Source organism: Nocardia sp. NPDC004278, from assembly GCF_053602975.1.
The window spans coordinates 138,649-154,595 of sequence record NZ_JBSGEQ010000018.1; the positions used below are offsets into that span (position 1 = coordinate 138,649).

12 protein-coding genes are annotated in these 15,947 nt (G+C 66.4%); 8 read left to right on the top strand and 4 right to left on the bottom strand.

What is annotated here, in order from left to right; genetic code table 11:
* Positions 1-184: 184 nt before the first annotated feature.
* A complete protein-coding gene (locus ACWEO2_RS26045; RefSeq protein WP_452407699.1) occupies positions 185-880 on the top strand; it encodes an endonuclease domain-containing protein in 696 nt (231 codons plus the stop codon).
* Between the two features lie 1,445 nt (positions 881-2,325).
* Here the strand turns inward: ACWEO2_RS26045 and ACWEO2_RS26050 are convergent.
* Positions 2,326-3,123: a DUF1707 SHOCT-like domain-containing protein gene (locus tag ACWEO2_RS26050; RefSeq protein ID WP_452407700.1), complete on the bottom strand. Its 798-nt coding sequence runs from the start codon at positions 3,121-3,123 to the stop codon at positions 2,326-2,328.
* Positions 3,124-3,130: 7 nt separating this feature from the next.
* Positions 3,131-4,240 (bottom strand): DUF1707 SHOCT-like domain-containing protein, encoded by a 1,110-nt coding sequence (locus tag ACWEO2_RS26055; RefSeq protein WP_452407701.1) that lies wholly within the window; start codon positions 4,238-4,240, stop codon positions 3,131-3,133.
* Between the two features lie 114 nt (positions 4,241-4,354).
* Here ACWEO2_RS26055 and ACWEO2_RS26060 point away from each other — a divergent pair, with 114 nt between their 5' ends.
* The 3 genes from ACWEO2_RS26060 (at position 4,355) to ACWEO2_RS26070 (ending at position 9,436) form a co-directional block, all read left to right on the top strand.
* Positions 4,355-4,774, top strand: a complete 420-nt coding sequence (locus ACWEO2_RS26060; RefSeq protein WP_354959328.1) for a DUF5318 domain-containing protein — start codon at positions 4,355-4,357, stop codon at positions 4,772-4,774.
* Between the two features lie 439 nt (positions 4,775-5,213).
* A complete protein-coding gene (locus ACWEO2_RS26065) occupies positions 5,214-7,643 on the top strand; it encodes a transglycosylase domain-containing protein (protein WP_452407733.1) in 2,430 nt (809 codons plus the stop codon).
* A gap of 11 nt (positions 7,644-7,654) precedes the next feature.
* Positions 7,655-9,436 carry a glycosyltransferase family 87 protein gene (locus ACWEO2_RS26070; protein WP_452407702.1) on the top strand — a complete coding sequence of 594 codons (1,782 nt, stop codon included), beginning with the start codon at positions 7,655-7,657 and terminating at the stop codon, positions 9,434-9,436.
* Positions 9,437-9,620: 184 nt separating this feature from the next.
* On the opposite strand, the gene ACWEO2_RS26075 is transcribed toward ACWEO2_RS26070, so the two are convergent.
* Positions 9,621-11,252, bottom strand: coding sequence for a TerD family protein (locus ACWEO2_RS26075; protein ID WP_452407703.1), 1,632 nt, complete (start codon positions 11,250-11,252; stop codon positions 9,621-9,623).
* A 60-nt stretch (positions 11,253-11,312) separates the two neighbouring features.
* Positions 11,313-12,731 carry a TerD family protein gene (locus ACWEO2_RS26080; protein WP_452407704.1) on the bottom strand — a complete coding sequence of 473 codons (1,419 nt, stop codon included), beginning with the start codon at positions 12,729-12,731 and terminating at the stop codon, positions 11,313-11,315.
* 183 nt (positions 12,732-12,914) lie between these two features.
* Here ACWEO2_RS26080 and ACWEO2_RS26085 point away from each other — a divergent pair, with 183 nt between their 5' ends.
* From ACWEO2_RS26085 to ACWEO2_RS26100, 4 genes are all read left to right on the top strand, one after another.
* Entirely contained in the window at positions 12,915-13,538 is a 624-nt protein-coding gene (locus ACWEO2_RS26085) for an AIM24 family protein (RefSeq protein WP_355177169.1), read from the top strand.
* Between the two features lie 11 nt (positions 13,539-13,549).
* Positions 13,550-14,245 (top strand): AIM24 family protein, encoded by a 696-nt coding sequence (locus ACWEO2_RS26090; RefSeq protein WP_452407705.1) that lies wholly within the window; start codon positions 13,550-13,552, stop codon positions 14,243-14,245.
* 3 nt (positions 14,246-14,248) lie between these two features.
* Positions 14,249-15,016 carry an AIM24 family protein gene (locus tag ACWEO2_RS26095; RefSeq protein WP_354961406.1) on the top strand — a complete coding sequence of 256 codons (768 nt, stop codon included), beginning with the start codon at positions 14,249-14,251 and terminating at the stop codon, positions 15,014-15,016.
* Between the two features lie 106 nt (positions 15,017-15,122).
* Positions 15,123-15,857, top strand: a complete 735-nt coding sequence (locus tag ACWEO2_RS26100) for a hypothetical protein (protein WP_452407706.1) — start codon at positions 15,123-15,125, stop codon at positions 15,855-15,857.
* Positions 15,858-15,947 lie beyond the last annotated feature (90 nt).

Consider the following 15,947-nt stretch of genomic DNA (forward strand, 5'->3'; position numbering starts at 1 on the left):
TATGGGGGATGTGTTGGGGCGGCCGTTTTGTGGGTCTTCGGCGGTGGCGGCTGGGCTTATTGGGCGGTGGGAGTTGAGTCGCGGGTTTGTGCGGTTGTATCCGGATGTTTATGCGCGGCGCGGGAGTGTGCTCGGGGCGGTTGAGTGGGCGGTGGCGGCTGGGTGTTGGGCTAAGGGGAAGGGGGTGTTGGTTGGGGGGTCGGCTGCGGCGTTGCATGGGACGCGGTGGCTGGATCCGAACCAGGCCGCTGAGATCGCGCGGGGCGATTGCACGCGGGCGCCGTGCGGAATCATCCTGCGGCAGGATGTGATTCCCGAAGTGGAGTGCTGTGAGATCGAAGGCTTTCGGGTCACGACGCCCGCGCGAACAGCCTTCGATCTCGGACGTCGGCTGCGGCGCGAGAACGCACTCGTCACACTCGATGCCCTCTGTGCCGCAACCGGTTTGCACCCACAGCAGGTCAACGAGCTGTGCGCTATCCACAGCGGCGCCCGCGGCATCACGAACCTGCGTGAAGTACTTCCGTTGGTCGACAGCGGAGCCGAATCTCCCCAAGAAACCCGCACCCGCCTACTACTGATAGACAATGGCCTACCGCGCCCAGAAACCCAGATCGTAGTCCGCGACACCGACGGATCCTTCATTGCACGAGTAGATCTCGGCTGGAAACGGTGGAAAGTAGCCGTCGAATACGACGGCGCCCAACACTGGACCGACCCGAAACAGCACTCCAAAGACATCGACCGCCTAGCCAGCCTCGCCGCCCAAAACTGGCAAATAATCCGAGTAAGCGCCCACCAACTCCGCACCCGCCCCCACACAATCCTCACCCGAGTCCGCCAAGCCCTCCACACCCAAGGCGCCCCCCTGAACCACTGACCACCAAGCACTCCCACACGCAAACCCCAAAAGCCCCCTGCACGAGGGCACTCCCGAAAGCACCAATGTGGCGGTGATACAGCTGCCCGAACTCACTCGACAGCGCACTCTCCACACCCAACACACAATCCTGAATCCCTGACCACCATGCGCCCTACAGCCAAACCCCGAAGCCCCCTGCACCAACACATTCTCCAAGGACGCCAGCAGGCGACCGCCGAGCACACTCAACAGCGCCGCGCCTCCATACCCGGGACGCATTCCTGGACCAGCGATCACCATGCACCCACACAGGCGGGCACCGAAATCCCCCTTGCACGAACGCATTCTGCCCGAATTCACTCGACCACGCCCACACCCAGCACGCAATCCTGAACCAGCGATCATCATGCACTCACGCAGGTAGACCCGAAAACACCCCTGCATGAGCGCATTCCCCGAAGGCGCCAACGCGTGGTGGGATGCTGCTCGACCGCACCTGCCCCTGCACACCCGGGACGCGATCCTGGACCAGCGATCACCATGCACTCACGCCGGCAAACGCCGAAAGCCCCCTGCATGAGAGCATTCTCGACGCTTCAACGGTCGGTGGGGGCGGGGCGCACTCAATGGCAGCCGCGCGCAGGTGGGACGCAGTCCTGGAGCGGGGACCGCTATGCGCCCATTGAGGCGGGGATCGAAAGGATGGCTGCACCAACACATTCCCGAAGGACGCCAGTGGGGGATGCATGAGCATGCTCAACCCTCCACACCCAGCATGCAATCCTGGACCAGCGATCATTGTCTACTCACGCAGGTCCCGAGGACACCCCTGCATGAGCGCATTCCCCGAAGGCGCCAACGCGTAGTGGGATGCACGGCGCTCGACCGCGCCTGCACACCGGGATGCAATCCTGGACCAGCGATCACCATGCACTCACGCCGGCAAACGCCGAAAGCCCCCTGCATGAGAGCATTCTCGATGCTTGGTCGGTGGGGATGGGCCTCGGTAGGGCGCCGGCTCGGGAGCCCGGTTACGTGATGCGGCGCCGCGAGGACTGTCGATGTATCGGCCAAAGCGTGTCGGCGAAGGTGGATTTGCCCGCCACCGCTCCACCACTGGATGTCATAGATATCGGGCACCTTACGTCGACACTCGGGCGTCGGCATGAGCGAATGGTCATACCTGTCGACTTCCGAGCGGCACAAACGCGCCAGATCGCATCGGAAGTCGACACAACCAGCACACAGAATCGGTGCTCTGAGGTGGCGCGCGTTCGTGGATCGGATCTGGACAGCGCATGGACACCGCACGCAGACCCATTGCTACCGGCACGCGGCAATCAGTGCGAAACGGCATCTACCCTTGTGGATTTGGACCGGGCACCGCACATTGCAGACAATCACGCTCACGTCTGCCGCTACCAATGGGTGCCCGATAGCAGCGAGCGTTGGTGGGTCGCGGGTCAGTGGCTGGGTGGGGAGATTCGTATGGGCTCACCTTTGACGGTCACGGTCAGGTATCCCGAGGCGTTTGTTTTGTCTGCGGCGTAGATCTCGACCACCGGGGTTTTGTCGGATGAGCTGCCCGGGGGGAATTCGATCGAGGCGTGGGTTATTGCGCCGTCGGGGACTTTGATCGTTGTCGGTGCGCCTGCCAGCAGGCCTGCGAGGGCGGGGAGGTCGATGGTGGTGAGGTCGAAGGTGCGGGCATCGGGTTTGCGTCCGGTGTTGATGGTCGGATTGCGGAAGCTGCCGTTGTAGTAGCCATCTGCGGTCGCGGTCGGGTTTCCGGGTGCTGGCCGCTTGAAGACCGCGTAGTCGGGGTACAGCGTGACCTCGTCGACAATGGTGTCGCCGAATTCGGCGCGGTATTCGTCGATGAAGTACGCGAGGCCAGCGCCGGTGGTGAGTGTCGGCACGTGTTCGGTGGGTCCGACATCACCTGCGCAGCTTGCGATGCCGCCCGCCATGGCACCGACCACCGCAGCACCGGCGATGATCGCGACAGGTGCGAGCCAGCGGCGCGGGCGACGTCGATCCACCCGAACCACGGGAGCGTCGACCAGGTTGTCCGGGATCTGCAGGTCGCCGACGATCGGGTCCAGCTCGCCGAAAGACTTGGCGGACATGGCCTTAGCGGTGCGCGCGCGGTGTTCGTCCTCGGTGAGCTGACCGTCGGCCAGTGCCGCGTCGAGCATGCCGCAGACATCCGCGCGGTCGGTATCGCGGGCCCGGATGCCGCCGTATCGAGTTGTCGCCACTATTCGGTCATCCTTCGAACGGCCAGGCCCGCACGACCTCGCCCGCGGGAGTCAGCAGCAGGCGGCCGGACTCATTGAACTTATTGCCCGCATAGACCTCGACATATGATTTGTCCTTGCCGATGCCGAAATAGCTGGTCGAACCCAAGTCGTTGACCTCGACTCCCAAATGCGTGACCACGCCATTGGGCACCTTCAGGCTGGTCGAGGCGCTGGCGAGCACATCGGAAATGGCCGCGATATTCAGCTCGCCGAGATCCACAACGGCCGTATCGGCCTTGCGCCCGCTGATCGCGCCCGATTGCTCGAAACCACCGCGATAGTCGTAATTGGCCTGACGATTCGGTTGGCCGGGGAGCGCGCGGGTGACGTGGACGTATTCATCGAATACGGTCAGCTGGTCGGCCTGCAGATCCCCGAACTTCTCCTGGTACCGCTGCAGGAACAAGGTAATGCCCGCACGAGTCAGCAGATTCGGCGTCGCCACCACGACCGGTCGTACGGACCCCAGGTCGACAGCGGGTGCGGCGCGCGGTACCGGTTCGGTATCCGACACGCCGCTGGTGAGTACAAATGCGATAACGGCCGCGCCCACCGCCGCGGATGACACGGCGGCCTGATACCAACGCCGCCGATTCGAGTGCGGTGGTCGCGGCGCCGCCGGTGCGTCATCGGGGCGCTGCAGATCGTCGACCAGGTCACCGAGGTCGCCGAGCGTCCGCGCGGATTCGGCCAATTCCGAGAGCGTCTGATGTTCCTCCTCGGTGAGCTGTCCGTCACTTCGGGCGCTATCGAGCAACTGCCTTGTGGTGTCGCGATCGGCGTCGCGGGCTCGGGTGTGATCGGGATAACGGCCCGTAGTTCCGGAGCGGCGCAAGGGGTTTCGCGGCGGTGTCGGCGCATCGGCGACCAGATCGCGCACGGCCGAAGGGAGCTGCAGATCGCTGGTGAGCCGGTCCAGGTCGGCGATTGTCTTTGCGACCTCGGCCTCGGCCGTGCGATCACGATATTCATCTGCGCCGAGCTGCCCTTCCGCATACGCCGCATCCAGCACACCGAACGCATTTGCGCGGTCGAGGTCACGCGCGCGCATACGTCCGGATGCTGCGAGGGACACAGGGAAATCGTAATGGGCCGACGCCCGGATTGTCCCAGTTCGGCCACCTATACCGGTCGGTCGATCCAGCACAGGCCAGCGCGGCCCGCGCGCGGCACCGCTACTCTGGTTCTCGTGCGAATCCAGCGGCAGGTGGTCGACTACGCCCTCCGGCGTCGGTCGCTGCTGGCTGACGTCTATGCGGGCCGTGTCGATGTCGCCGAGGTTTGTGATGCGAATCCCTATCTCTTGCGTGCGGCGAAGTTCCACGGTCGGGGGAGCGAGGTCACATGCCCTATCTGCCGGAAAGAGCAATTGACGCTCGTATCCTGGGTCTACGGCGACGGCCTCGGCCCGATGGCGGGTTCGGCTCGCACACCAGAGGAACTGATACGCCTCGCCGAGACTCGCGAGGAGTTCTCGGTCCATGTCGTCGAGGTATGCCGGAGCTGCAGCTGGAATCATCTGGTGCAGTCCTATGTGCTCGGTACCGCTCCGTCGCCGACGCGACGTCGCACGGGCACCAGGGCCAGCCGGCGCACCGCAGCCGAATGATGTGCCAGGTCATCTGCCCGTCGGGTGACACGCGGAGCCTCGACGCGTCCGCCGCGGCGACGATCGCCGCACCGCGCCCCGCAGACCGATACGAGTTATGGAGATCTTGTCAGTGAATTCGCCCTACGAGACCCCCAACGGCGATGAACCGCACGGCGGCCGAACTCAGCGAAGTTCACCTCCTCCGAACCCGTATCCCGGCCAGCGCCCGCCTGGTCCCCCACCCGGACAGCGGCCCGGCCCTGGCGCACGCCCGCCGCAGGGCGGCCAGCCGCCGCAAGGCGGCTATGGCGAGCCACGCGGACCGCAGCCGCCCCGGCGCCCCGGTCCGCCCCCGCAGGGGCGCCCGCCACAGGGTCGCCCACTACCCAATAGCGCACCTCCGGGCGCACAGTCCACGCAGAAGATCGAGCGTCCGCAGGACGGGCGCGCCGGTTCGCTGACCGATGCCGTCGCCGAACGCAACCGGCGGTCGGCCCCGCCCACCGGTCCCCGCCCCGCCAGCCCGCGTCCCGGCCAGGACCGCCCCGGCGCGCGCCGCACCAATGGCGCAAGCACCACCGGTGAGCGCCGCGCGACCGCTGGCGCACCACCATCGGGACCACCGCCGCGTCGCAACGGCGCCGACGGCAGCTCCGGCGGACCGGGCGGGCGTCGCCCCGGTGCGAAGAAGAAATCGCCGTGGAGGATCGTGCGCCGGGTCATCTATGTGCTGCTAGCCCTGTCCATCGTGCTGCCGAGCGTGGTCTTCCTGATCGCCTATTCGACGGTTTCGGTACCCCAGCCGGGCGACCTCAAAACCAACCAGGTCGCGACCATCCTCGCCAGCGATGGCACCTCGGTGATCAGCAAGGTGGTGCCGCCCGACGGCAACCGCACCGATGTGACCATCGAGCAGATTCCGCCGCATGTGCGCAATGCCGTGATCGCGGCCGAGGACCGGGACTTCTACACCAACCCGGGCTTCTCGGTCTCCGGCTTCGTGCGCGCCGCCAGGGACCAGGCGCTCAACAAGGAGAGCGCGGGCGGTGGCTCGACCATTACCCAGCAGTACGTCAAGAACGCACTGGTCGGTGACGAACACTCGCTGACCCGCAAGCTGCACGAGCTGGTCATCTCGGCGAAGATGGCGCGCCAATGGAGCAAGGACGAGATCCTCGCCGCCTACCTCAACACCATCTACTTCGGTCGCGGTGCGTACGGCATCGATGCCGCCGCCAAGGCCTACTTCGGCAAGCCGGTCCAGGATCTGACCATCGCCGAGGGCGCCGTGCTCGCCGCCACCATCCAGCAGCCCTCCGGCCTGGATCCGGAGAAGAATCCCGAGGGCGCGAAGACCCGCTGGGGCTATGTGCTCGACGGCATGGTCTCCGGCGGCAATCTGAAGGCCGAGGAGCGCCAGGCCCAGCAGTTCCCGCAGGTGGTCCCGCTGTCCACCACCAAGGACAAGGGTCTGGACTCCGGCCCCGAGGGCTTGATCAAGACCCAGGTGCTCAAGGAGCTGTCGGCCGCGGGCATCAGCGAGCAGCAGCTCAATCAGGCTGGCCTGTCGATCACCACGACGATCGATCCGAAGGCGCAGCAGGCCGCCGTCGACGCCGCGCAGAAGAAGATGCAGGGCGAGCCGGAGAAGCTGCGCGCCGCGGTGGTGTCGGTGGATCCGAAGACCGGTGCGGTGCGCGCCTACTACGGCGGTGACGACGGCCAGGGCTACGACTTCGCCAATGCCGGTCTGCAGCCGGGCTCCTCGTTCAAGGTCTTCGGTCTGGCGGAGAACCTGGAGCTGGGCAAGCCGCTGTCGGAGATGTACGACAGCTCGCCGATCACCGTGAACGGCATCAAGATCACCAACGTGGAAGGCGAGCAGTGCGGTACCTGCACCATCGCCGAGGCGCTGAAGCGCTCGCTGAACACCAGCTTCTATCGCATGGAGCTGGATATGCAGAACGGTCCGGCGAAGATCGCCGATATGGCGCACAAGCTCGGCATCCCGGACACCATCCCCGGCGTCGGCAAGTCCCTCGTCGAGCCGGACGGTTCCGCGCCGAACAACGGCATCGTGCTCGGCCAGTACCAGGCCAGGGTGCTCGATATGGCCTCCGCCTACGCGACCTTGGCCGCCTCCGGCATCTACCACGCACCGCACTTCGTCACGAAGGTGGTGACCGCCGACGGGCAGGTGCTGCTCGACCGCGGTGACGTGGCTGGCGAACGTCGCGTCTCGGAGGCGGTGGCGGATAACGTAACCGCCGCGATGAAGCCGATCGCCGCATGGTCGCGCAACCACAACCTGGCCAACGGCCGCGAGTCGGCGACCAAGACCGGTACCGCCCAGCTCGGCGACACCGGCGAGAACAAGGACGCCTGGATGGTCGGCTATACCCCGTCGCTGTCCACGGCGGTGTGGGTCGGCTCGATCGACAACTCGGCGCTGCGCAATTACAGCGGCGGCATGGTCTACGGTTCCGGCCTGCCCTCGGATATCTGGAAGGCCACCATGGACGGCGCCCTGCAGGGCACGCCCAATCAAACCTTCCCGAAGCCCGCGCCCATCAAGGGCCAGGCCGGTGTGCCCGAGTGGTCCGCGCCGTTCACCCCGCCCTCGACCACGGAGCAACCGCTGCTGCCGCCGATCCAGATCGTTCCGAACACCATCGACACGCCGTTCGGGCCGATCCAGATTCCGGGCGTGCAGCCGCAGACGCAGCAGCGCCAGCCCCAGCAACAGCAGCAGCCGGAATCGACGCCGCTACCCGGGCAGCCGACGGTGAACTCCGATGGCTCGCTGGCGACGACCACCGGGTCACCCCAACCCGGCGGCGCCGGCAATGGGAACGGCAACGGCGGCCAACCGACGCGCACCCGGTAGCCTCGGGTGCCGTGACCGAAGCGCAACTCATGGACGAGCGGACTAACGCAAGCGCGCCGCAGCCCAATGGGATGCAATCCGGTACAACGCATTCCGCCGGGGCGCAGCACCCCGGCGCCCCGGAGCAGGCGCGCGGCGCGGCACACTACATCGCGCCCGCGCCGCTCGCACCCGATCTGCGCTCGTGCGACGGCCGGGATCGGCCCAGCCGCAACGATTCCCTGACCGCGCAGCTCAGTACCGTCATCGGCGGGCCGGTCGGTGACCACGCGCTGATCGGCCGGGTCCGGTTCTGGACCCCGATGCGGGTATTGCTCGCCTTCGCGCTGGTCTTCCTCGCGCTGGGCTGGGCGAGTAAGGCGGGCTGCATCCAGCAGACGACCGCCTCGGACGGTTCGCTCACCCTGGACTGGAACAACGGCCGCCAGTACGTGGCCATGTGCTACTCGGATACGGTGCCGCTCTACGGCGCGGAACGCTTGAACGAGGGCGCGTTCCCGTACAAGAAGCAGTGGACCGAATCGACTCCGGACGGCGGCCGGGAGACCAGGTACATGGAGTATCCGGTGCTGTCCGGGCTCTATCAGTATGCGGCGATGCAGGTCGCGAAGACCTGGGACGCGTCACCGCTGCCCGGTGCGTTGCAGGTGGTCATCTACTTCAATGTGGTCGCGGTCGGCCTGGCCATGGCCTGGCTGGTCACCGTATGGGCGTCCGCGCAACTCGCGGGCCGGCGGATCTGGGATACCGCGCTGATCGCCTGCTCGCCGCTGGTGATCGTGCACATTTTCACCAACTTCGACGCACTCGCAACGGCTTTCGCCGCCACCGGCCTGCTCGCCTGGGCGCGCCGACGACCGGTACTCGCGGGTCTGCTGCTCGGACTGGGCGGCGCGGCCAAACTATATCCGCTGCTGCTGCTCGGACCGATCCTGGTGCTGTGCCTGCGCGCCGACCCACTGCAGCGGGTGCCGAGCGCACGCCTCGGCCTGCGCCTCAGCGATATCACCGGATGGCACACGGCGCTGACCTGGCTCCGCGAAACCCCGTACCGCCTGCAGTTTCTCAGCGCCCGCCCGCTCAGCGCGGCCGCGCTCACCATCGCGTCGGCGGCCAGCACCTGGCTGCTGGTGAATCTGCCGATCCTGCTGCTGTATCCGAATGGCTGGCGGGAGTTCTTCCGGCTCAACACCACTCGACACGCCGATCCGGACTCCATCTACAACGTCATCACCTCGTTCACCGGCTGGGACGGATTCGACGGCAAGATCGACCACACCCATCAGCCGACCATCCTGAACCTGGTTTCGCTGCTGGTATTCGTCCTGGCCTGTGCGGTGATCGCCTATATCGCGCTCACCGCACCGCGCCGTCCGCGCCTGGCCCAGCTGTGCTTCCTGGTGGTGGCCGCCTTCCTGCTCACCAATAAGGTGTGGAGCCCGCAGTACTCGCTGTGGCTGGTGCCGCTGGCCGTGCTCGCGCTGCCGCATCGCCGAATTCTGCTGGCGTGGATGACCATCGACGCGCTGGTCTGGGTGCCGCGCATGTTCTACTACCTCGGCTTGGACCGCAAGGGCCTGCCCGAGCAGTGGTTCACCGGCACCGTGGTGCTGCGCGATCTCGCGGTGCTCGGGTTGTGCGCCTTGATCATCCGGCAGATCTACCGGCCGGAGGAGGATCTGGTCCGGCGCGATTTCGTCGACGATCCGGTCGGCGGCATCGTCGATCGCGCGCCGGACCCGCTGCTGCCGTGGCTGCCCGAGATGCTGCGCCCCCGGGTGGCCCTGCGCTAGCGGACCCGCCCGAAAAGCCCACCAGTCCCCTGGGTCCAGACGGCTCCTGCCGCATCGCCCCCTGGACCCAGGGGGCGGTCGAAGGTAGTCAGACGGCGGTCGAATACGGCGTATTCGACCCCCGTCTGACTGCGCTCGGCGAGCAGCCTATGGGGGTGGGGCAGCCGATTTGGATGGACGGGTGCTAGCTGGTGCGCAGGAAGCGCGCCTGCCTGGCCGGTTCCCTCGGCAACAGGTCCAGATCCAGCTGCCACGCGCTGCCGGTCCACGGATCGAACAGCGGGGTGCCATCCATTGTCGGCAGATGTCGACAGGACTGCGAGAGCATGGCCAAGGTGCCGTCACTGGAATCGGATTCGTCGGTGCCGACGATAACCGTGGACAGCCCGATCAGATCGCCGCGCATCAGCAGTACGGCGATGCGCTGTGCGTCCGCGGTCTGGTAGCCGTGCGGGAAGTCGGCCGCGAGCAGCACCCGATGCTCGGTCGGCGGGGTGAAATTCCCACTGGAATACGCCAATTCGGCCAATTCGGCGGCATCGACCAGGGCCTGTAGCCGCGCCGAGATCTCACCGAAATCGGTGATCGGCGGGCCGTTCAGCACCGGGGTCAGCGGACCGACGAGCTGCGCGAACGCGCCGGTCAGATCGATCATGTCGACCAGGGTGCGCCGACCGGGATCGGCCGCGAGCAGCCGGGCCAGTAGTGCGCCGACGATCGGGGTCGCCGCTGCCGTGGTTTCGGTATCGATCCACAGCGGTCGGGTCAGCGGCACCGGCACGCAGTACGGAATGCGCAGCGGCCCACGTTCGATCGCGTAGAGCTCGCCGAGCCGGATGCCGTCGCTCGGCGTCGGCGGCCGATCCCAAGCGGGTGAATCCCAGGTGGCCAGCGACGGCGGCAGCTGCCGATCGGCATCGGCGAGTTCACGCATGAGCTGTTCGCTATCGCGCAGATGGTTGCCCTCGGCGGTGGCGATCAGATCGTCACAGCGGCGCTGTGCGGACCGACGCGCATCCTCGGCGGCCGGGGTGTTCCTGGTGGCCGGATCCGAAACCGCCGCGGACAGTTCCTGATCCAGCCGCTGCATGGCGTAATCCCGCGACGAGATGAGCGCCGCGGCCGAACGCGCGGCATCCTCGAAGATCATCCACAGCCGCTCTAGTCCGTGCGCCACCTCGAGCGGCGCCGGACCGCTCGCGCGGGAGTCGCCGGTGCCGGGACCGCTGATGGTGTCCTGACCGCTGACCCGTCCCGGAGCGCTGACCGGGTCGGCATCGCGCAGACCGGCCGCACTGGGCTGACCCGGTTGGCCGGACTGCGGCGTCGCCGGTTCGTCCACCTCGACGCCGTGCGCGGTGAGCAGCACGGCCAGACCACCCGCATAGCCCTGACCGACCGCGCGCAGCTTCCAGTCGGTCCCGCGCCGGTACACCTCCAGACAGATCAGCGCGGTCTCCCCGGCAGACGGATTGATCGCGAATTCCGCTGTCGCGACGTCGGCTACGGCGAGTGCGGCGGTGACCGCACCGAGCCCACCCGACGATGCCGGTGCGGCCGGATCGGCACTGACCACCAGCAACACCGCCTGCGCGTCGGCGCGCACCTCGGCGAGCCGGATGGTGACGCCATCCTCGGATAGCGTCACCCCCGCCGTCTCGGTCTGGTTGTAGAACACGAAATCGCCGGTATCGAAGACCCGCAGGTTCTGCGCGACGACGAGCGCGGAAACATCCAGGGCAGCCCCGGCTTTCGCGCTGAAACGAACGATATCGCCGGTCAGCAGTATATTCTGACCGGCCTTCAGCTGAATCACGTTGTCCGCCCCGTTATTTCGTGTTCTGTTCGGTTCGAGCGCAGTCGCTACGCGTATCGGTCAATTGGCGAGGAACCGGCCCAGCTGCGGAACCGCTTCGCCCGGATGTTTGGCCTGGAAGCCTTCGCCGAGGGCCTGCATCTTCCAGTCACCGCCGACCCGGAACAGCTTGGCCATCGCCATCGCGGTGAACGGCATACCACCGGCGAGGGTGTACCTGGCCAGCTCGGCATTGTTGGCGCCATCGACCAAGCGGCAGAACGCATTCTGGATCTGCTCGAAGGTGTGGCCCTTATAGGAGGTCACGATGAACAGCACCGAGCTGACGTGGGCCGGGATGCGGGTCAGGTCGACCAGGATCACCTCGTCATCGCCCTCGCCCTCACCGGTGAGGTTATCGCCCTGGTGCCGGATCGAACCGTCCTTGGAGGTCAGCTGACCGTAGTAGGCGACATCCACCACGTTCATGTCGGCGAACATCACGACCGACGCATCGAGGTCGACATCGACGGTCCGATTGCCGAACATGCCGCGGTTGCGCACCGGATCCCAGCCGAGACCCATCTTCACGAAGGTCAGCGCGGCGCCACCCTCCTTGCGCAGGGTGACCCGCTGCCCCTTGACCAGGCTGACCGGACGGTCCTTGCTCAGGCTGACCTCGGCGGGCGGCTGCTGCTGGGCCGCGGGCTGAGCGGGCGGCTGCTGCTGGGCCGCGGGCTGAGCGGGCGGCGGATAGCCCTGGCCGGGGGCGGGCTGGCCGGGCGGCGGCGGGTAACCACCGGGTCCGGGCGGGGGCGGGTAGCCGGCACCGGGCGGCGGCGGGTAGCCGGGTGCGCCCTGCGGGTAGGTCTGCTGCGGCGGGTACTGCGGCTGCTGCTGCGTCGGGTATGCGGGCGGGGCCGGCGGCGGGTAACCCTGAGTGGGCTGCGCGGGCTGATAGGTCGGTGGCGGCGGAACCTGTGTCGCGGCCGGAGATTCGTCGACGGTCACACCGTGATCGGTGACCAGCGCCGCGAAACCACCCGCGTAGCCCTGGCCGACCGCACGCACCTTCCATTCACTCTGGCGCCGGTACAGCTCGAGCGCGATCACGATCGACTCGGTGTTCAAACCGTCGATGCGGTACTCGTACAACCGATTACCCGCCGAATCCGAGACGACCGCGGTCGGCGCGGCGGAGCGGCCGAAATTGCTGGTCACGTCATCGAGGGTGATAACAGCGCGGATCTGCGCGATATCCGCTGGCACCGCATTCAGCGACACCGCCAAGGACGCTGGCTGCCCGGCCGGTGCGGGCTGCAGATTCACCCCTGGGCCACTTGGCTGGTTGAAGAAGACGAAGTCCGCATCGGAACGGACCTTCCCCGAGTCGGTGACCAGCAGTGCGGACAGATCCGCCGGTGCGGTCAGCTGGACGGAGATCACCACGTCATTGGCGGCCAGCGGGCCATTCTGACCCTTGGCGAGTGTTGCGGACAAGTTCGACCCTTCGCTTGTCGGTGCGTACGGTGCCACTCTACGAGAAACGTGCCGAACGCGATCCGAAGTAACCGCCGCTGTGGCCCGGATCGTTGCCCGGAGATCGGTTAGGGTGACGAAACGCAGTTGGAATATGGGCGATCAACACCATGTTCCCGAACGAGACGGCAGGCAAACTCCCCCATGGCGCAACTGTTCGAGCAGTCGAAAAAGGTGATCGAGGCACACCTCGCCGGAACGAGTATCCGCGCGATTTCCGGCTCGATGGTCGCCTATGAAGGAAATGTGCAGTTCAAGTCGGCCGGTTTCGGCGGAGGCGACGGCGTACTCGCCGGACTCAAGCGGCGCGCCACCGGCGAGAAACTGTCGTTGATGGAATGCGGCGGCAATGGCCGGGTCTTCTTCGCGGTGAACGGCCAGCACGTCACCGTGGTGAATCTGAACAACGAGACGCTGCAGGTCGAATCGCAGCAGCTGCTCTGCTTCGCCGGAAACCTGCGCACCGACGTACGTTTCGCCGGTCTGCGCGGCGCGTCGTCGGGCGCTGGCCTGTTCACCACCACGGTGACCGGACAGGGTCAGGTCGCATTGCTCTCGGCCGGTGGGCCGCTGATCCACCTGGAGGTTTCGCCGCAATATCCGTTGATCGTGGATCCGGATGCCTTCGTCGCCTGCCGCGGCAACCTCAATCAGTCGTTCGTGACCGATGTTTCGTGGCGCACGTTCGTCGGCCAGGATGCCGGGGAGGCGTTCTCATTGCGCTTCGACGGTCAGGGCCTGGTATTGATCCAGCCCGCGGAACGGTAAGGGGGCCTGCGATGTTCGAGAAGGTCAACGGCAAGGTCGTCAAGGTCGACGTCGGCATGGCGGGCGGTGTGGTCGCGCGCAATGGCGCGATGTTGTTCTATACCGGCGACATTTCCTTTGCGCCGCACCAGATTCCGGGCATGGCCGCGGGCATGGGCGGTGGCGGCATCATGCGAATGGCCGGGCAAATGATGGCCGGTGAGCACGAGCGCACCATGCTGGCGACCGGCAATGGCCAGGTCCACTACGGTTTTGCCGGGCTGGAAGTGCATGTGGTACAGCTGCAGCCGGGCGCGGTGCTGCGCGTGGAGGCCTCGCGGCTGCTGGCCAATACCGCCGCACTGCAGAGTTCGATTGTGTCCGTGATGAGTTCGGGCGGCGGCAGTGGCGGCGGGCTGATGGGCGCGTTGCGCGGGGCGGCGAGTGGTGCGCTGACCGGCCAGGGCATGTTCACCACGCAGCTGTCCGGACAGGGTGCGGCGGTCTTGCTCGCGCACGGCGGATTCCTGGAACTTCCGGTGGGCGGACCGCATCCGATCGTGGTGGATCCGCAGGCCTTCGTCGCCGCCTACGGCAATGTGCAGACCGAGTTGAAGACGGCGCTGAGCTGGCGCGACGCGGTCGGCCGCGGTTCCGGGGAGGCCATGCAATTGCATTGCGTCGGACAGGGTGTGGTCTATGTGCAGGCTTCGGAAGAGAAGTTGTGAGTCATGAGTGAGATTTTGAATCCGCTGAATCTCGGTGAAAGCGACAATATTCCGGGCAACAGCTACGCCTACTGCATCGACCTGAACAAGCCGTGGTTCATGCGCAAGGGCGCGATGATCGCCTACTACGGCGATATGCGGTTCCAGATGCTCACCCACGGGCTGCAGGGTGGGCTGCTGCACATGGTCTCACAGCAGTTCTCGGCACCGCTGTTCACCGGCGACTATGTGATCGCCGAGGGCCACGGCAAGCTGATCATCGGCGACCGCGGCTACGACATCAATTCCTATGACCTCGAGGACAACGGCAACCTCACCATTCGCGCCGCCAACCTGCTGGCCTTCGAACCCGGCCTATCGTTGAACCAGTCGATCGTCCCCGGCTTCCTCACCCTCATCGGCACCGGCAAGTTCCTGGCCTCCTCCAATGGCCCGGTCATGTTCGCCGAACCGCCGCTGCGCGTCGACCCGGAAGCCCTTGTCGGCTGGGCCGATTGCCCCTCCCCCAGCCATCATTACGACCAGCGCTGGGTCTCCAACTTCCTGGCCGCCGGTGCCGCCCGCTTCGGCGTGAATTCCGGTGAGGAGCGCCAGTTCGACTTCACCGGCGCCGGAACGGTTCTCATCCAATCCAGCGAGAAGATCCTCAGCGATTCGGCGCTGGTGCGCACCATCGAGGGCCAACTCCAGAGCGGTATGACCGTCGGCGGTCTGCAGCGGCTGCACGGTGTCATCACCCAGCAGTTGGGCGCACAGCAGCGCGACTACTGAACCGGATGACCTGCGGATCATCCCGGTAGTCCTACCTTAGGTGGATACGCGGCACCCGCTCGATCACTAACTTTCCCAACAGCAGTCATCGTGTTGGGAGGCACTCATGAGTATCGGACTCGTGATCGCGATCGTCGCGGTCATCGCGCTGGTGGTGAAGCGGTTCCACGGCGAACCGATGAACGCCCGCGATACCTTCGGACCGCCGGTCATCCTGTTGGCGATCGGCGGCTACAGCCTCACCAAGGTCGCGGATCTCGATGGCACCGATATCACCTGGCTGATCATCGGCGGCATCGTCGGTCTGGCCTTCGGCGCGATTCGCGGGACCACGATCGTCATCTTCACCCGCGACGGGCACCTCTGGCAGCGCTACACCAGGTGGACCGTTGTCGTATGGGGCATTTCGATGGCCGCGGGCTTCGGCATCAGCACCCTCGGCACCGCACTGGGCATGCACCACGACGCCCGCCCGACCACCCTGTCCATCGGCATCGGCATGTTCGGCGAAATGCTGACCCTCGGCCTGCGCGCCCTGTCGACCGGCGTCCCCTTCGCCCCTGATAAGAACACCTCCGCCGACCCCCGCACCGGCTCGATACTCGACCGTCTCCTGCCGCAAACCCAACCCATCCGGGCGCAATCCCCCACCCCAAAACTGCCTTTCCCGACCGATCCCGCCTACCCCCGTCCGAACCGTCCCCGCCCCGAGTACCGCGAACCCCGGTCGCAGCAGCCCGCAACCGACCCGACACCCGCCTACACCCCGCCTCCCATCCTCGACCACTCCCCCACCTTCCGCGACGCCCTCGACTGGCTCAACCAAACCCGCAACCGCTGAGGCGAACATCGCCTGCGCCACAGCCCGGGACCGATTGCGTTCTGGCAGTTGGTCGGTGCCAGCTGGGCCACCCTGGGATGTCGTGCGCGT